The 17,819-nt window shown below is 69.9% G+C and carries 15 protein-coding genes; 14 read left to right on the plus strand and 1 reads right to left on the minus strand.

Annotated elements, in window-relative coordinates; all coding sequences use genetic code 11:
- Positions 1-60: 60 nt before the first annotated feature.
- Positions 61-1,092: a glucokinase gene (gene glk, locus M0L44_RS02840; RefSeq protein ID WP_252768107.1), complete on the plus strand. Its 1,032-nt coding sequence runs from the start codon at positions 61-63 to the stop codon at positions 1,090-1,092.
- Between the two features lie 22 nt (positions 1,093-1,114).
- Here the strand turns inward: glk and M0L44_RS02845 are convergent, their stop codons facing one another.
- Complete coding sequence (locus tag M0L44_RS02845; RefSeq protein ID WP_252768108.1) at positions 1,115-2,191, minus strand: substrate-binding domain-containing protein; 1,077 nt, start codon at positions 2,189-2,191, stop codon at positions 1,115-1,117.
- Between the two features lie 152 nt (positions 2,192-2,343).
- On the opposite strand from M0L44_RS02845, the gene M0L44_RS02850 reads away from it, so the two are divergent.
- The 13 genes from M0L44_RS02850 (at position 2,344) to mraY (ending at position 17,812) form a co-directional block, all read left to right on the plus strand.
- Positions 2,344-4,017, plus strand: a complete 1,674-nt coding sequence (locus M0L44_RS02850; protein ID WP_252768109.1) for an OFA family MFS transporter — start codon at positions 2,344-2,346, stop codon at positions 4,015-4,017.
- A 40-nt stretch (positions 4,018-4,057) separates the two neighbouring features.
- Positions 4,058-4,543, plus strand: coding sequence for a formate dehydrogenase subunit gamma (locus M0L44_RS02855; RefSeq protein WP_252768110.1), 486 nt, complete (start codon positions 4,058-4,060; stop codon positions 4,541-4,543).
- Positions 4,540-6,102, plus strand: coding sequence for a formate dehydrogenase beta subunit (locus tag M0L44_RS02860; protein WP_252768111.1), 1,563 nt, complete (start codon positions 4,540-4,542; stop codon positions 6,100-6,102). Before M0L44_RS02855 ends, M0L44_RS02860 begins: the two co-directional genes overlap by 4 nt.
- Positions 6,103-6,115: 13 nt before the next feature.
- Positions 6,116-8,995: a formate dehydrogenase subunit alpha gene (gene fdhF, locus M0L44_RS02865; RefSeq protein WP_252768112.1), complete on the plus strand. Its 2,880-nt coding sequence runs from the start codon at positions 6,116-6,118 to the stop codon at positions 8,993-8,995.
- 66 nt (positions 8,996-9,061) lie between these two features.
- Positions 9,062-9,316: a formate dehydrogenase subunit delta gene (locus M0L44_RS02870; RefSeq protein WP_252768113.1), complete on the plus strand. Its 255-nt coding sequence runs from the start codon at positions 9,062-9,064 to the stop codon at positions 9,314-9,316.
- A gap of 225 nt (positions 9,317-9,541) precedes the next feature.
- The gene (locus M0L44_RS02875) at positions 9,542-9,967 is read left to right on the plus strand and encodes an organic hydroperoxide resistance protein (RefSeq protein ID WP_252768114.1); all 426 of its coding nucleotides are present in this window, start codon (positions 9,542-9,544) and stop codon (positions 9,965-9,967) included.
- Between the two features lie 258 nt (positions 9,968-10,225).
- The gene (locus M0L44_RS02880; protein WP_252768564.1) at positions 10,226-10,654 is read left to right on the plus strand and encodes a division/cell wall cluster transcriptional repressor MraZ; all 429 of its coding nucleotides are present in this window, start codon (positions 10,226-10,228) and stop codon (positions 10,652-10,654) included.
- Between the two features lie 10 nt (positions 10,655-10,664).
- Positions 10,665-11,603, plus strand: coding sequence for a 16S rRNA (cytosine(1402)-N(4))-methyltransferase RsmH (gene rsmH / locus M0L44_RS02885; RefSeq protein ID WP_252768115.1), 939 nt, complete (start codon positions 10,665-10,667; stop codon positions 11,601-11,603).
- Positions 11,600-11,908 carry a cell division protein FtsL gene (gene ftsL, locus M0L44_RS02890; protein ID WP_252768116.1) on the plus strand — a complete coding sequence of 103 codons (309 nt, stop codon included), beginning with the start codon at positions 11,600-11,602 and terminating at the stop codon, positions 11,906-11,908. The genes rsmH and ftsL overlap by 4 nt, the downstream gene beginning before the upstream one ends.
- Positions 11,905-13,695, plus strand: coding sequence for a peptidoglycan D,D-transpeptidase FtsI family protein (locus M0L44_RS02895; protein WP_252768117.1), 1,791 nt, complete (start codon positions 11,905-11,907; stop codon positions 13,693-13,695). Before ftsL ends, M0L44_RS02895 begins: the two co-directional genes overlap by 4 nt.
- Before the next feature lie 46 nt (positions 13,696-13,741).
- Positions 13,742-15,259, plus strand: coding sequence for a UDP-N-acetylmuramoyl-L-alanyl-D-glutamate--2,6-diaminopimelate ligase (locus M0L44_RS02900; RefSeq protein ID WP_252768118.1), 1,518 nt, complete (start codon positions 13,742-13,744; stop codon positions 15,257-15,259).
- Positions 15,256-16,641, plus strand: a complete 1,386-nt coding sequence (locus M0L44_RS02905) for a UDP-N-acetylmuramoyl-tripeptide--D-alanyl-D-alanine ligase (RefSeq protein ID WP_252768119.1) — start codon at positions 15,256-15,258, stop codon at positions 16,639-16,641. The genes M0L44_RS02900 and M0L44_RS02905 overlap by 4 nt, the downstream gene beginning before the upstream one ends.
- The gene (gene mraY / locus M0L44_RS02910) at positions 16,631-17,812 is read left to right on the plus strand and encodes a phospho-N-acetylmuramoyl-pentapeptide-transferase (protein ID WP_252768120.1); all 1,182 of its coding nucleotides are present in this window, start codon (positions 16,631-16,633) and stop codon (positions 17,810-17,812) included. The genes M0L44_RS02905 and mraY overlap by 11 nt, the downstream gene beginning before the upstream one ends.
- Positions 17,813-17,819: the final 7 nt, after the last annotated feature.

Here is a 17,819-nt window from a genome sequence, read left to right on the forward strand (position 1 = left end):
CGGACAGGGACCGTCCCCGTATCATGGGGCGGTCCCTTTTTGCATGGTGGGCCTCGCTTCATGGACTCCGCAATCCCCCCCGCCACGCCGGCCCGTCCCTGGCTGGTGGCCGACATCGGTGGCACCAATGCGCGCTTCGGGCTGGTGACGGCCGTGGGGCGGCCGGCGGTCCATGTGCAGCGCCTGGCGGTGGCCGACCACGCCGGCCCTGAGCAGGCGATCCGGGCTTATCTGGCGGGTCTGGCCCCGGCAGCGGCGCCGGCGGGGCTGGCCACCGAGGGTCTGGCGGCGGCCGCGCTGGCGGTCGCCACGCCGGTCACCGGGGACGAGGTGAGCTTCACGAACAGCGCCTGGCGATTTTCGGTGCAGGGGCTGCAGGACGCGCTGGGCCTGGCCCGGCTGCTGGTGCTCAACGACTTCGAGGCCCTGGCCCTGTCCCTGCCGCGGCTGGGACAGGCCCAGCGCCACACACCGGCCGGCTGGCTGGCGCCGGATGAGCATCCCGCCCAGATGCTGGCCGTGGTCGGCCCGGGCACCGGCCTGGGCGTGGGCGGCGTGCTGCCCACGCCGGCCGGCTGGGCGGCCATCGCGGGTGAGGGCGGCCATGTCACCCTGGCCGCGGCCGACGAGGAAGAGGCCGCGCTGCTGGCCTGGGTGCGCCGCAGCCACGGCCATGTCTCGGCCGAGCGCCTGCTGTCCGGCCTGGGCCTGCCGCTGCTGCACCAGGCGGTGGCGGCGGTGCAGGGCCGCGCGGTGCCGGTCCTGTCGGCCGAGCAGATCGTGACGGCCGGGCTCGGCGACGGGGGCGATGCCCTGTGCCGGGAGACCCTGGCGCACTTCTGCGCAATGCTCGGCGGCGTGGCCGGCAACGTGGTGCTCACACTGGGCGCGCGTGGCGGCCTCTACATCGGCGGCGGCATCGTGCCGCGTCTGGGGGACTTCTTCGCCTGCTCGCGGTTTCGCGAGCGCATGCTGGCCAAGGGGCGCTTCGCCGACTACCTGGCCGCCGTGCCGGTGGCCATCATCACGGACACGCTGGCGGCCCTGGCCGGTGGCGCCCTGGCGCTGGAGCAGGTTGCCGCGCCACGCTGAACACGCCCAGGCGCGCTGGCGTCTAGAGGTCGATGGCCGGATAGGCCTGGGCCAGCGGGGTGACGGTGCCGGCGGCGCCGGGGTCGTAGCCCGGCAGGTCGGCCAGCCGGGCCCGAAAGGCCGGCTCGCGCAGCGCGGCCAGCACGGTCTGCAGCGCCGTGCTGTCCATCACATCGTCGCGACAGAGCAGGAAGTAGCGCTCGGTGGCGACGGGCACGAAGTCCAGCTTGAACTGGCGGGCCGGTGGCTCCAGGCCGAAGCCCACGTCGGCCATGCCGCTGGCTACATAGGCCGCCACCGCCGCGTGGGTGTACTCGCCCTGCTCGAAGCCGGCGATGCGGGTGGTGGCGATGTCCTGGGCCTTGAGCAGCCCTTCGAGCAGCAGCCGCGTGCCGGAGCCCACCTGGCGGTTGATGAAGCGCACCGAGGGCCGGGTCAGGTCGGCCAGGCTGTACAGCTCCTTGGGGTTGCCGGGGCGCACCATCAGCCCCTGGCGCCGGGTGGCGATGTCCACCAGGCTCAGGGCCATGCCCGACAGCCAGGGGCGGTAGTGGGCCAGGGCCATGTCCTGCATCGGTCCGAAGGGGATGTGCAGGCCGGCGATGTCGCAGTCGCCCTCGCGCAGGGCCGCGGCCGCGGCCGAGCTGCTGGCGTAATGGACGGCCAGCTTCAGGCCGTCGGCGGCCAGGCGCTCGATCAGCCGCTCGATCGCGAAGCCGTGGCTGGCGTGGATGCGCAGGGCCGACGGGCTCTCGCTGAGCGCGCCGCGCAACTCCTCGGCCAGCTCGGAGGACAGCGATTCCAGCACCGGCGTCAGGCGGGCGTGAATGCGCTTGTCGGCCCAGACGATGCGCGCGCCCAGGTCGGTGAGGGTGGAGCCGCGTCCGCGCTCCATCACCAGCAGTTGGGCGCCGAAGAGCTGTTCGCCCTGGCGCACCAGGTCCCAGGCGCGGCGGTAGGACAGATCCAGCGAACGTGTGGCCAGCAGCAGGCTGCCCGTCTCGGCCACCTGCACCAGCAGTTCGATCAGGCGGGCGGGAAGCGGCGGACCGCCGACATCCTGGATCGTCCACACGGGACGGATGGAGACCTGCTTCATCAGGGTTGCTGCTTAGGAAGCCCGCTGCCGATGTATCGGCCCCACCGGTTCATATTGCGTGGAACGCCGATCACCGTGACGATGCGCGGGCCGAAAAACATCGGCCGCATTCTCTACCGGATCGCGGCCCGCCATACACACAAGGAGACAAGATGTCGTCGGTACTCACCCAAGGGGCTGCGCCCCCGCACCACCAGGACGCTGGGATCCTGCCCAAGGAACGCACCATCGCCGCGCCCGGCTTCAACCGCTGGCTGGTGCCACCGGCCGCGCTGGCCATCCACCTGTGCATCGGCATGGCCTACGGCTTCTCGGTGTTCTGGCTGCCGCTGTCCAAGGCCATCGGCATCAAGGAGGCACTGAAGTGCGGCCCCGAGGTGGGCTTCTTCCAGCAGCTGTTCACCACCAGCTGCGACTGGCCCATCTCCACCCTGGGCTGGATGTACACGCTGTTCTTCGTCTTCCTGGGCCTGTCGGCCGCCATCTGGGGCGGCTGGCTGGAGCGCGTCGGCCCCCGCAAGGTGGGCGTGCTGGCCGCGCTGTGCTGGGGCGGCGGCATGCTGTTCTCGGCCCTGGGCGTCTACACCCACCAGTTCTGGATGATGATCCTGGGCTCGGGCATCGTCGGCGGCATCGGGCTGGGGCTGGGCTACATCTCGCCGGTCAGCACGCTGATCAAGTGGTTCCCGGACAAGCGGGGCATGGCCACCGGCATGGCCATCATGGGCTTCGGCGGCGGCGCGATGATCGGTTCGCCCCTGGCCGCCGAGCTCATGAAGCACTTTGCTACCCCCGCCAGCGTCGGTGTCTGGGAGACTTTCGTGGTCATGGGTTGTCTGTACATCGTGGCCATGCTGGTCGGCGCCTTCGGTTACCGCATTCCAGCCAGCGGCTGGGCGCCGGAGGGCTGGACGCCGCCCGCCCAGGCCGGCCAGAAGGCCATGATCACCCACGGCCATGTGCACGTGAAGAAGGTCTGGGGCATCCCGCAGTTCTGGCTGGTCTGGATGGTGCTGTGCATGAACGTCTCGGCCGGCATCGGCGTGATCGGCATGGCCAGCCCGATGCTGCAGGAGGTCTTCGGTGGCAGCCTGATCGGTGTGCCGGCCAAGTTCGGTGAACTCGACAAGACCCAGCTCACCGCCATCGCGGGCGTGGCCGCCGGCTTCACGGCGCTGCTGAGCCTGTTCAACATCGCCGGCCGCTTCTTCTGGGCCAGCCTGTCGGACGCCCTGGGCCGCAAGCTGACCTACACCGTCTTCTTCATCCTGGGCGGCCTGCTGTACTTCAGCATCCCGGCCAGCGCTGGGGCCGGCAGCAAGCTGCTGTTCGTCGGTGCCTTCTGCATCATCCTGAGCATGTACGGCGGCGGCTTCGCCACCGTGCCGGCCTACCTGGCCGACCTGTTCGGCACGCAGATGGTGGGCGCCATCCATGGCCGCCTGCTCACCGCCTGGGCCACCGCCGGCATCCTCGGCCCAGTGGTGGTGAACTACATGCGCGACTACCAGCTGGGCCTGGGCATCCCGCGTGACCAGGTCTACAACCAGACCATGTACATCCTGGTGGGCATGCTGGGCGTGGGGCTGCTCTGCAACTGGCTGGTGCGGCCGGTGGCCGACAAGCATTTCATGACCGAGGCCGAGCTGGCCGAGGAAAAACGCCTGGCCCACGACAAAGCCTTGGCTTCCGCGGCGGGTCCGGTCACCATGACGTTCCACCGGACGCCCGTCGTCTGGGTGGCGCTGGCCTGGCTGGCCGTCGGGGTGCCGCTGGCTTGGGGCGTGTACCGCACGCTGCTGAGCGCGGCCAAGTTCTTCCACTGAGTCTTTCACTGAACGCCGCTCCGGCGGTGATCTGTCATCCATGAAGCTGATTCCAAGTTCCGCGCAAGACCTGGTCCGGGTGGCCGAGATCGTGGCCGAGCACCGCGACCAGCCCGGGGCGCTGCTGCCCCTGCTGCATGCGGTGCAGGACGCCCTGGGCCATGTGCCGGACGATGCCGTGCCCTCCATCGCGCGGGCGCTCAACCTCTCGCGCGCCGAGGTGCATGGCGTCATCACCTACTACCACTTCTTCCGCCGGGAGGCGCCGGGCCGCCGGGTGGTGCAGGTGTGCCGGGCCGAGGCCTGCCGGGCCTGCGGGGGCGAATCATTGCTGGCGCATGCCGAGCGCTTTCTGGGCTGCCAGCGGCACGAGACCCGGGCCGATGGCGCGGTGACCCTGGAGCCGGTGTACTGCCTGGGGCTGTGTGCCTCCTCGCCGGCGGTGCAGATCGACGACCAGTTGCATGCCCGGGTGACGCCCGAGCGGCTGGAGCAGCTGCTGGCCGACGTGGGGAGGCCGCAATGAGCACGGCCACGACGATCTACGTGCCGCGCGACTCTGCGGCGCTGGCCGCCGGGGCCGACCAGGTGGCCGCTGCCATCGCCGCCGAGGCCGCCCGCCGCGGCCAGGCCGTGACCCTGGTGCGCAACGGCTCGCGCGGCCTGTTCTGGCTGGAGCCGATGGTGGAGGTGCAGACGCCGGCCGGCCGCGTGGCCTACGGGCCGGTGGCGCCGCAGGACGTGCCCGGCCTGTTCGAGGCTGGTTTCCTGGCGGGCGGCGCCCACGCGCTGGGGCAGGGGGTGACCGAGCAGATCCCCTTTCTGGCGCTGCAGGAGCGGCTGACCTTTCGCCGCATGGGGCTGACCGACCCGCTGTCGCTGGCCGATTACGCCGCCCATGAGGGCTGGGTGGGCCTGCGGCGCGCCGCAGCCATGTCGCCTGGCGACGTGATCCACGAGGTCACCCATTCCGGCCTGCGCGGCCGGGGTGGGGCGGCCTTTCCGGCCGGCATCAAGTGGAAGACGGTGGCCGAGGCCGCGGCCGGCCAGAAGTACCTGGTCTGCAACGCCGACGAGGGCGATTCGGGCACCTACTCCGACCGCATGACGATGGAGGGCGATCCCTTCATGCTGATCGAGGGCATGGCCATCGCCGGCCTGGCGGTGGGCGCCACGCACGGGGTGGTCTACATCCGCTCGGAGTACCCGCACGCGGTGGCGACGATGCGCGAGGCCATCGTGCGGGCCACCGAGGCAGGCTTCCTGGGGGCCGATGTCTGCGGCAGCGGGCGGCCCTTCCAACTGGAGGTGCGCAAGGCGGCCGGAGCCTATGTCTGCGGCGAAGAGACGGCGATGCTCGAGAGCATCGAGGGCAAGCGCGGCATCGTGCGGGCCAAGCCGCCGCTGCCGGCGCTGCAGGGCCTGTTCGGTCAGCCGACGGTGATCAACAACGTCATCACCCTGGCCAGCGTGCCCATCATCCTGGCCCGCGGGGCGGACTTCTACCGGAACTACGGCGTGGGCCGCTCGCACGGCACGCTGCCCTTCCAACTGGCCGGCAACATCCGGCACGGCGGCCTGGTCGAGAAGGCCTTCGGCCTGACGCTGCGCGAGCTGATCTACGGTTTTGGCGGCGGCACGCGCAGCGGCCGGCCGGTCAAGGCGGTGCAGGTGGGTGGGCCGCTGGGCGCCTATGTGCCCGAGTCCAAGTGGGATGTGCCGCTGGACTACGAGGCTTACGCCGCCTTTGGCGCGGTGGTGGGCCATGGCGGCATCGTGGTGCACGACGACACGGCCGACATGGCGGCGCTGGCGCGCTACGCCATGGAGTTCTGCGCGCTGGAGAGCTGCGGCAAGTGCACGCCCTGCCGCATCGGCAGCACCCGCGGCGTCGAGGTGATCGACCGCATCGTGCGCGACGAGCGGCGGGCCGAGCAGGTCATCCTGCTGCGCGACCTGTGCGACACCATGCTGGCCGGCAGCCTGTGCGCGATGGGGGGCATGACGCCCTATCCGGTGCTCTCGGCGCTGGACCACTATCCCGAGGATTTCGGCATCGCGCCGCCCAGCGAGCGCGCAGCCTGAGCAGGAGAAGACGATGCTGCAACACCTCAAGAACGAGATCGACCACGGCACCCCGGCCCGGGTGTCCGACCAGACCGTCACGCTGACCATCGACGGCATGGCCGTCAGCGTGCCCCGGGGCACCTCGCTGATGCGGGCCGCGGTGGACGCCGGCGTCAACGTGCCCAAGCTCTGCGCCACCGACAGCCTGGAGCCCTTCGGCTCCTGCCGGCTGTGCCTGGTGGAGATCGAGGGCCGCCGCGGCTTCCCGGCTTCCTGCACCACCCCAGCCGAGGCCGGCATGGTGGTGCACACCCAGACCCCCAAGCTGCAGCAGCTGCGCAAGGGCGTGATGGAGCTCTACATCAGCGACCACCCGCTGGACTGTCTGACCTGCAGCGCCAACGGCGACTGCGAACTGCAGGACATGGCCGGCGTCACCGGCTTGCGCAATGTGCGCTACGGCGTGGGGGCGGCAGCCGGCGCCCACCACTGCGATGCGAAGAAGGACGCCTCCAACCCCTACTTCACTTACGACCCGAGCAAGTGCATCGTCTGCAACCGCTGCGTGCGGGCCTGCGAGGAGACGCAGGGCACCTTCGCGCTGACGATCAGCGGGCGCGGCTTTGAGTCGCGCGTCTCGCCGGGGCAGGACCAGCCCTTCATGGACAGCGAATGCGTGAGCTGCGGTGCCTGCGTGCAGGCCTGCCCCACCGCCACGCTGCAGGAAAAGACGGTGATCGAGCTCGGCCAGCCCGAGCACAGCGTCATCACCACCTGCGCCTACTGCGGTGTGGGCTGCGGCTTCAAGGCCGAGATGAAGGGCAACACCGTGGTGCGCATGGTGCCCTGGAAGGACGGCAAGGCCAACGAGGGCCATTCCTGCGTGAAGGGGCGCTTCGCCTGGGGTTACGCCACCCACAAGGACCGCATCACCCAGCCCATGGTGCGCGAGACGATCACCGACGCCTGGCGCGAGGTCAGCTGGCCCGAGGCGATCGACTTCGCCGCCACCCGCTTCAAGGCCATCCAGGCCCGGCACGGCCAGGATTCGGTGGGTGGCATCACCTCCTCGCGTTGCACCAACGAGGAGGTCTACCTGGTCCAGAAGCTGATCCGCGCGGCCTTCCACACCAACAATGTGGACACCTGCGCCCGGGTCTGCCATTCCCCCACCGGCTACGGCATGGGCCAGACCTTCGGCACCTCGGCCGGCACCCAGACCTTCAAGTCGGTGGAAGAGGCCGACGTGATCATGGTCATCGGCGCCAACCCGACCGATGCCCACCCGGTGTTCGGCTCGCGCATGAAGAAGCGCCTGCGCGAGGGCGCGAAGCTCATCGTCGTGGACCCGCGCCGGATCGATCTGGTCAGCTCGCCGCACATCCGGGCCCAGCACCACCTGGCGCTGCAGCCCGGCACCAACGTGGCGGTCATCACCGCGATGGCGCATGTGGTGGTCACCGAGGGGCTGGTGAACGAGGCCTATGTGGCCGAGCGCTGCGACACCCCGAGCTTCAACGCCTGGCGCGAATTCGTCGCCCGCCCGGAGAACTCGCCCGAGGCCTTCGAGCCGGTGACCGGCGTGCCGGCGTCCGAGCTGCGTGCCGCGGCGCGGCTCTTCGCCGCTGGTCCCAACTCGGCCATCTACTACGGCCTGGGCGTGACCGAGCATGCGCAGGGCTCGACCATGGTGATCGGCATCTGCAACCTGGCCATGGCCTGCGGCATGGTGGGCCGCGAGGGCGTGGGCGTGAACCCGCTGCGCGGGCAGAACAATGTGCAGGGCAGCTGCGACATGGGCAGCTTCCCGCACGAACTGCCCGGCTACCGCCACATCAGCGACACCACGGTGCGCAGCACCTTCGAGGCAGCCTGGGGTGTGGAGATCAGCCCCGAGCCGGGCCTGCGCATCCCGAACATGTTCGAGGCCGCGCTGGCCGGCAGCTTCAAGGGCCTGTACTGCGTGGGCGAGGACATCGTCCAGAGCGACCCCAACACCCAGCATGTGGCGGCGGCGTTGTCGGCGATGGAATGCATCGTGGTGCAGGACATCTTCCTTAACGAGACGGCCAAGTACGCCCATGTGCTGCTGCCGGGCTCCAGCTTCCTGGAGAAGGACGGCACCTTCACCAACGCCGAGCGCCGCATCAGCCGGGTGCGCCAGGTGATGCCGCCGCTGTCTGGCGTGGGCGACTGGGAGGCCACGGCGATGCTGTCCACCGCCCTGGGCTACCCGATGCACTACACGCATCCGGAAGAGATCATGCGCGAGATCGCCGCCCTCACGCCCAGCTTCGCGGGCGTCACCTACGAGAAGATCGACCGCTTCGGCAGTGTGCAGTGGCCTTGCAACGAGACCACCGCCGAGGCCGGCACCTCGCTGATGCATGTGGAGAAGTTCGTGCGCGGCAAGGGCCGCTTCTTCAACACCCAGTACGTGCCCAGCGACGAGAAGGTCAACAGCCGCTACCCGCTGCTGCTGACCACCGGGCGCATCCTCAGCCAGTACAACGTCGGCGCGCAGACCCGGCGCACGCCCAACAACCAGTGGCACGACGAGGACCGCCTGGAGATCCATCCCCACGACGCCGAGGAGCGCGGCATCGCCGACGGCGACTGGGTGGGCGTCGCCAGCCGCGCGGGGCAGACCGTGCTGCGGGCCCAGATCAGCGACCGCATGCAGCCCGGCGTGGTCTACACCACCTTCCACTTCCCGGAGTCGGGTGCCAACGTCATCACCACCGACAGCTCCGACTGGGCCACCAACTGCCCGGAGTACAAGGTGACGGCGGTGCAGGTGACCCAGGTGCTGCAGCCCTCCGAGTGGCAGCGGCAGTACGCCGATTTCAACCGGCAGCAGCTGGCGTTCCTGGCCGAAGGCCGGGCGCGCGCCGAGGTGACCGGGAAATGAGCACGATGAACGCAGTTGCCGGGACGCATCGGCAGGCCAGAGGCGGTGAACAGGGGCAGGGCGCAGATGGACATTGAGAACCTGGTGAAGATGGCCAACCGCATCGGCCAGTTCTTCGAATCCATGCCGGATGCCGAGGAGGCCTCCCGGGAGATCGCCCAGCATCTGCGCAAGTTCTGGGAGCCGCGCATGCGCGAGGCCCTGCTGGCCCACCTCGATGCGGGGGCCGGGGAGGGGCTGAGTCCCATCGTCGCCCGCGCCGTGCAGGCCCATCGGGACACGCTGGCGGTGCGGCCGGCCAGCCGCGCGGCCGGCGCCTGAGTCGCGGCCGACCGGGGCTCGCCGCATTCGCGCGGTGACGGCCCAGGTCCGGTGGCCCGGCGCGCTGCCCTAGCGGCAAGTGCGCCGTCGTGCGTGTTCCCAGCGCCAAGGGCTCACGGTGGGCAGGGGCAAATCAAATAGCGTGCTATTAAATTGCGAATAATTTAAAGTGCGTCCCATGCAAGCCGCTGGGCGGCCTGCAACACCCCCCTCAGGAGCGAAACCATGTCGATCGAAAAAGTCCTCTACCAAGCCCACGCCACAGCCACCGGCGGCCGCGATGGCCGCGCGCAGTCCGACGACGGTCGCGTGGATGTGGTGCTGAGCGTGCCGCGTGAACTCGGCGGCGCCGGCGGCCCCGGCACCAACCCCGAGCAACTGTTTGCCGCCGGCTACAGCGCCTGCTTCCTGGGCGCGATGAAGTTCGTGGGCGCCCGTGACAAGCTGCCCGTGCCGGCCGACACCACGGTGCAGGGCACGGTGGGCATCGGCGCCATCCCCACGGGCTTCGGCATCGAGGTCGAGCTGCGCATCACCCTGCCGGGCGTGGACCGGGAGGTCGCGCAGCAGGTCATCGACCGCGCCCACATCGTCTGCCCGTACTCCAACGCCACCCGCAACAACATCGATGTGCGCCTGACCCTGGTCTGAGTCGCCTCACCCCGACGCCCCGGGCGCCGCTGCAGCGGTTCCCGGGGCGTTCCCTTTGCGGCGCGTGAATTCATGCATCACTTTGAGAGCCCCCTGCAAGTCATTGCTTTTGAACAGAAAAACTGGGGGAAATACCTTTCGATTGCCCGCTAAGTGACTGATTTCATTGATTTTTTGGACGTCGTTTCGTTGACCGGGGGGTGTGGGTGCAGTAAAGTGGGGGAAAGTGCACTTTAGTGGGGTCTCGTGGCGGAATTTGTGCTTCAGGGGGAGTCCGAGCTGACGCTGGACGGCAAGGGGCGGATGACCGTCCCGGCCCGTCATCGCGATGGCCTGGCCGCCCTGTGCGCGGGTCAGATGACCGTCACCAAGAGCCCCTCGCGCTGTCTGCTGCTGTTCCCCCGCCCGGCGTGGGAGGAATTCCGCGCCAAGCTGATGGGTCTGCCGATGGACGCCGAGTCCTGGCGTCGCATCTTCATCGGCAGCGCGCTGGACGTGGAGATCGACAGCGGCTCGCGCATCCAGCTCTCGCCCGAGCTGCGCCGCTGGGCCGGCCTGGACCGCGAGCTGATGCTGGTGGGCATGGGCACCCGGATGGAGATCTGGGATCGCGGCCGCCACCAGGCCCTGGAAGACGCGACGCTGGCGCAGCCCATGCCCGACAGCGTCAGCAAGCTGGTGATGTGAGGCCGACCCCATGAGCTTCGTCCACACCACCGTGCTGCTGAACGAAACGGTGGAGGCTGCCCTCACCGATCCCAACGGCACCTATGTCGATGGCACCTTCGGCCGCGGCGGCCATTCGCGCCTGCTGCTCTCGCGCCTGGGCCCGCAGGGCCGGCTGATCGCCTTCGACAAGGACCCGGAGGCGGTGGCCGCTGCCACCGAGGGGGAGCACGCCATCCGTGACCCCCGCTTCACCATCCACCACTGCAGCTTCGCCCGCATGGACGAGGTGCTGCCGGCAGGCTCCGTCACCGGGGTCCTGCTGGACCTGGGCGTCAGCTCGCCCCAGATCGACAACCCAGCTCGCGGCTTCAGCTTCCGTTTCGACGGGCCGCTGGACATGCGCATGGACACCACGCGGGGCGAAAGCGCCGCCGAGTTCCTGGCGCGGGCCGACGAGCGTCACATCGCACAGGTGATCCGTGATTACGGCGAAGAACGGTTTGCTGCATCCATTGCAAAGGCGCTTGTGGCTCGCCGCGAGAGCGGACAGCCGCTGCGCACCACCGGCGAGCTGGCCGAGCTCGTGGCTCGTTCGGTCCGCACCCGCGAGCCGGGGCAGGATCCCGCGACCCGGACGTTTCAAGCCCTTCGGATTCTGGTCAACGCCGAACTGGAAGAGCTCGAGCAAGGTCTGAGCGCCGCGCTGGGCCTGCTGGCGCCCGGGGGGCACCTGGCGGTCATCAGCTTCCATTCGCTGGAAGACCGCATCGTCAAGACCTTCATCGCCCATGAGAGCCGCGAGGAAGTGGACCGACGCGCCCCGTTCGCACCGCCCACCCGGGCGCTGCGATTGAAGCCGCTGGGCCGCATCAAGCCTTCGGCGGGCGAGATCAAGGTCAATCCCCGCTCACGCTCGGCCGTGCTGCGGGTGGCCGAGCGCCTGCCGCTGGCCGGAGGTTCGGCGTGAACCGCCTGAGCACCGTGCTGCTGCTGGCCCTGATGGCCAGCGCCATGTACCTGGTCAAGACCAGCTACGAGGCCCGTCGTGCCTTCGCCGACCTGGAAAAGGCCAAGGCCGAGGAACACCAACTGGCCTCCGACGCCACGCGGCTGGAGGCCGAGCGCCGCAGCGAAGGTACGCACCTGCGGGTGGAGCGCGACGCGCGCGAGAAGCTGCAGATGCGTCTGGCCACGCCGGACGTCACGCTCTATGTGAGCGATCCGCGTGCGCCGGCGCAGGCGGCCTCGCCGGCATCGGGAGGGGCGCCATGAGTGGCAACACCCGCCGGGCTGGTGGCGCGCAGTCGGTGCGCGGCGTGAACTATTCGACCAGCCCGCTGCTGGCTTCCAAGACCCCGCCCTGGCGCAGCCGCTTCCTGGTGTTGCTGGTGGGCCTGGGTTTCACGGTGCTGATCGCGCGGGCCGCCTATGTGCAGGTGCTGCATGCCGACTTCTTCCAGAAGAAGGGCGAGGAGCGCTACGCCGCCACGCTGGATCTGCCGGCCAACCGGGGCCGCATCCTAGACCGCAATGGCCAGTTGCTGGCCATCAGCGTCTACGCGCCCACGGTGTCGATCAACCCGCAGCAGTTCAAGGCCAGCGAAGAGGAAAAGCGCGAGCTGGTGGCGCTGCTGGGCCTGAAGGCCAAGGAGCTGGACGCCAAGCTGGCCGACGACGGCGCCTATGCCGTGCTCAAGCGCCAGGTCGACGGTGGGGTGGCCCAGCAGATCCGCGCCCTGCGCATCAAGGGCCTGACACTGGAGCCAGGCTACCTGCGCCGCTACCCCGAGAACGAGGCCGCCGCGCAGGTGGTGGGCTTCACCGACATCAACGACGAAGGCCAGGAAGGCATCGAGCTGGCCTACCAGACCCAGCTGCAGGGCCACAGCGGCTCGCGTGGCGTGGTGAAGGACCGCCTGGGCCGCATCGTCGAAGACCTGGGCGAGCCGGTGGACCCGCGCGATGGCAGCGATGTGCAGCTGACCATCGACTCCAAGCTGCAGGCCATCGCCTACCAGCGCATCCGCGATGCGGTGGGGCAGTTCCACGCCAAGGCCGGCAGCGTGGTGGTGCTGGATGCGCAGACGGGCGAGATCCTGGCGATGGCCAACTACCCGAGCTACACGCCCGAGGAGCGCCACAACCTGACCGGCGGCCAGCTGCGCAACCGCGCGGTCACCGACGTCTTCGAGCCCGGCTCGACGGTGAAGCCCTTTGTCGTCAGCAAGGTGATCGAGGACGGCTACGCCACCCCCGACACCGTGCTGGACACCAACCCCTTCATGGTCGGTCCCCTGCGGGTCAACGACGGTGCCCACTCGCACCCCTCGCTGTCGGTGGCGCAGATCATCCAGAAGTCCAGCAACGTGGGCACGGTCAAGCTGTCGCAGCACCTGGACCCGCGTGAAATGGGCGAGCTCTACGCCGCCGTGGGCTTCGGCACCAAGCCGCAGATCGGCTTCCCGGGTGTGGCCACCGGCAAGCTGCGCCCCTGGCGCACCTGGAAGCCCGTCGAGAAGGCCACCATGGCCTACGGCTACGGCCTGTCGGCGTCGCTGCTGCAGATCGCCCATGCCTACACGGCCATTGCCCGTGACGGTGAGCTGGCGCCGCTGACCCTGGTCAAGGGGCACCCCGCCGGTACGCCGGTGCGGATCTTCAAGCCCCAGACGGCGCGCACCATGCGCCAGATGCTGCGTGGCACCGTCAGCAAGGAAGGCACGGCCCCGCTGGCGGCGCTGACCGGCTATTCCGCCGGCGGCAAGACCGGCACGGCGGCCAAGCAGGAAGGCCGGGGCTACGCTGCGGGAAAATACCGCGCCTGGTTCACCGGCCTCGCTCCGATCGACACCCCGCGCGTGATCATCTCCGTGATGGTCGACGAGCCCACCCCGATTCACTACGGCGGCCTGGTCTCGGCCCCGGTCTTCAAGGCCGTGGCCGAACAGACCCTGCGCACCATGGGCGTTCCGCCCGACATGGACATGAAGCCCCCCTCGGTGCTGACGGCTGCGGCCGCGGCCGCCGCGGCGGAGAACGAAGACGTGGAGCAGCACTGATGGCCCGCACCGCACACCCGGTGAACCAGGCCGGAGGCATCCAACCATGAGCATCACCCACCTGAAGAGTCCCGAGGCGGCCGCACGCTGGCTGCAGTCCTGGGTCACCGGCACCTTGCGCACCGACAGCCGCCTGGTGCAGCCCGGTGACGGTTTCATCGCCTGGCCCGGCCAGGTCACCGATGGCCGCCAGTACGTGCAGGCCGCGCTGGATGCCGGGGCGGCCACCTGCATCGTCGAGCTCGACGGTGTCGATGCCCATGGCTTCGAGGACTCGCGCGTGGCCGCGCTGCCGAACCTGAAGGAAGCCACCGGCCGCATCGCCGATGCCTACTTCGGCCGCCCCAGCGATGCGCTGAAGGTGGTGGCCGTCACCGGCACCAATGGCAAGACCTCCAGCGCCTGGTGGACGGCCCAGGCCCTGGGCATGCTGGACCGGCCCTGCGGCCTGGTGGGCACGCTGGGCGTGGGCACGCCGCCCGTGCCGGGTCGGGGCGAAGGCCACATCCGCTTCACTGGCCTGACCACGCCGGACCCGGTGGTGCTGCAGGCCAGCTTCGCCGACATGGTGAAGCAGGGCTTCGGCGCCTGCGCGATCGAGGCTTCGTCCATCGGCATCGCCGAGGAGCGCATGGCCGGCACGCGCATCGCGGTGGCCCTGTTCACCAACTTCACCCGCGACCACCTGGACTACCACGGCGACATGGCGGCCTACTGGGCCGAGAAGCGCCGTCTCTTCGCCTGGGACGGCCTGAAGTCCGCGGTGATCAATGTGGACGACGCACAGGGCGCCAAGCTGGTGGCCGAGCTGGCTGGCAGCGGTCTGGACCTGTGGACCGTCTCGGCCCAGGGCGATGCCCGCATCCAGGCCCGCGAGGTGGGCTACACCGCCCAGGGCCTGCGTTTCCTGCTGGCCGAGGCCGGTGGCGAGCAGGACCTGCCGGTGCAGACCGGCCTGATCGGCCAGTACAACATCAGCAACCTGCTGGGCGTGATCGGCGGCCTGCGCGCGCTGGGTGTGCCGCTGACCGACGCGGCCCTGATCGCCCACCACATCACCCCGGTGCCGGGCCGCATGCAGCGCGTCAGCGCCGGCGAAGGTCAGCCCGAGGTGGTGGTGGACTACGCCCACACGCCCGACGCGCTGGACAAGGCCATCGGCGCGCTGCGTCCCATGGCCCAGGCCCGTGGCGGCCAGCTCTGGTGCGTCTTCGGCTGCGGCGGCGACCGCGACGCCACCAAGCGTCCGCTGATGGGCGCCATCGCCCAGCAGGGGGCCGACCGCGTGGTCGTCACCAGCGACAACCCGCGCCACGAGGCCCCGCAGGCCATCGTCGACCAGATCGTGGCCGGCATGAAGGACCCGGTGGGCTCGCTCAAGGTGCAGGTCGAGGTCGACCGCCGTCTGGCCATCCTGCAGACCCTGGCCGCGGCCGGTCCGCAGGACGTGGTGCTGTTGGCTGGCAAGGGCCACGAGGACTACCAGGACGTGGCCGGCGTGAAGCATCCCTTCTCGGACCTCGAAGTGGCCCAGGCCGGGCTGCAGGCCAGGAGCGCCGCGTGACCGAGCTCACCCTGTCCCTGGCGGCCCAGCTCATCCCCGGCGCACAGCGCCTGGGCGAGGGCGACCCGGTGCTGCGTCGTGTCCACACCGACACCCGCAGCCTGGCGGCCGGGGATTGCTTCGTCGCCCTGCGCGGCGAGCGCTTCGATGCCCATGACTTCCTGCCCCAGGCGGCCGCGGCGGGCGCCGTGGCGGTGATCGGCAGCCGCGGCGTGGCCGCTTGCGGCCTGCCGGGCCTGCAGGTGGCCGACACGCTGCAGGCGCTGCAGCAGCTGGCCTCCGGCTGGCGTGCACGCCACAGCCTGCCGTTGATCGCGGTGACCGGCAGCAACGGCAAGACCACCACCACCCAGATGATCGCCAGCATCCTGCGCGCCGCCGCGGGCGAGCAGGCCCTGGCCACCGCGGGCAACCTGAACAACCACATCGGCGTGCCGCTGACCGTGCTGGGCCTGCGGGCCGCGCACCGTCTGGCGGTGGTCGAGCTGGGCATGAACCACCCTGGCGAGATCGCCGAGCTGGCCGCCATCGCCCAGCCCACGGTGGCCTTGGTCAACAACGCCCAGCGCGAGCACCTGGAATTCATGCAGACGGTCGAGGCCGTGGCGCGCGAGAACGGCAGTGTGCTCAGCGCCCTGCCGGCCGATGGCGTGGCGGTGTTCCCGGCCGACGAGCCCTACACCCCGCTGTGGCGCACGCTGGCCGGCGAGCGTCGCGTGCTCACCTTCGCCCCGGCGAACGCCGACGTCACCGGCGACGCCACATGGCAGGTCGACCACTGGGCCCTGCAGCTGCACACCCCGGCCGGCGAGGCCGCGGTCAAGCTGTCCATCGCCGGGCGTCACAACATCCGCAACGCGCTGGCGGCCACCGCCTGCGCCCTGGCTGCGGGCGTACCGCTGGCCGCCGTGGTGCAGGGCCTGCAGGCCTTCACGCCGGTCAAGGGCCGCTCGATGGTGCGCCCACTGGTCCTGAACGGCCAGGCCCGCACCCTGATCGACGACAGCTACAACGCCAACCCCGACTCGGTGCGGGCCGCCATCGCGGTGCTGGCCGAGCTGCCCGGCCCGCGCTGGCTGGTGCTGGGCGACATGGGCGAGGTGGGCGATCAAGGTCCGGCCTTCCACGCCGAGGTGGGCCAGGCCGCGCGCGAGCAGGGCATCGAGCAGCTCTGGTGTGCCGGCGCCGCCGCGGCCGATGCCGCCCGCGCCTATGGCGCAGGGGCCCGGCACTTCGCCACGACAGCCGAACTGGTGGCGGCCCTGGGCCAGCGCCCGGCCTTCGCTTCGGTGCTGGTCAAGGGCTCGCGCTTCATGAAGATGGAACAGGTGGTGGCTGCCCTGCAGACCATTGCCGCGGGGGAGGACACCCATGCTGCTTAGTCTGGCCCAGTGGCTGCAGGCGCTCTACCCGGAGCAGTTCGGTTTCCTGCGCGTCTTCCAGTACCTGACCTTCCGGGCCGTGATGGCGGCCATGACCGCGCTGGTCATCGGCCTGGCCTTCGGCCCCTGGCTGATCCGCCGCCTGACCGAGCTGAAGATCGGTCAGCCCATCCGCGAATACGGGGTGCAGACCCACCTGGCCAAGGCCGGCACGCCCACCATGGGCGGCGCGCTGATCCTGATCGGCATCGGCGTGGCCACGCTGCTGTGGAGCGACTGGAGCAACCGCTTCGTCTGGGTCGTGATGATGGTCACCTTCGGCTTTGGCGCCATCGGCTGGACCGACGACTGGCGCAAGGTGGTGGACAAGAACCCCGAGGGCATGCGCTCGCGCGAGAAGTTCTTCTGGCAGACGCTGATCGGTGTGGTCGCGGCGCTGTACCTGGCCTTCAGCGTGTCCGAGACCACCAATGTGCGGGTCATCGAGCTCTTCGTGCGCTGGGTGCAGAGCGGCTTCTCCAACGAGCTGCCGCCCAAGGCCGACCTGATGCTGCCCTTCTTCAAGAGCATCAGCTACCCGCTGGGCGTGTTCGGCTTCATGGCCCTGACCTGGTTCGTCATCGTCGGCGCCAGCAATGCGGTGAACCTGACCGACGGCCTGGACGGCCTGGCCATCATGCCGGTGGTGCTGGTCTCGGGGGCGCTGGCCATCTTCGCCTATGTGGTGGGCAACGCGGTGTACGCCAAGTACCTGCTGTTCCCCTACATCCCGGGCGCGGGCGAGCTGATGATCTTCTGCGCGGCCATGGTCGGCGCCGGCCTGGCTTTCCTGTGGTTCAACGCCCACCCGGCCCAGGTCTTCATGGGCGACGTGGGTGCGCTGTCCCTGGGCGGGGCCCTGGGCACCGTCGCGGTCATCACCCGGCAGGAGATCCTGCTGGGCGTGATGGGCGGCGTGTTCGTCGCCGAGGCCCTGTCGGTGATGCTGCAGGTCAGCTGGTTCAAGTACACGAAGAAGAAGTACGGCGAGGGCCGGCGCCTGCTGAAGATGGCGCCGCTGCACCACCACTTCGAGAAGTCGGGCTGGAACGAGACCCAGGTGGTGATCCGCTTCTGGATCATCACGATGCTGCTGTGCCTGATCGGCCTGGCCAGCCTGAAGCTGCGCTGATCTGACG

It is taken from the genome of Ideonella oryzae (assembly GCF_024055665.1).
GTDB classification, from domain to species: Bacteria; Pseudomonadota; Gammaproteobacteria; order Burkholderiales; family Burkholderiaceae_C; genus Ideonella; species Ideonella oryzae.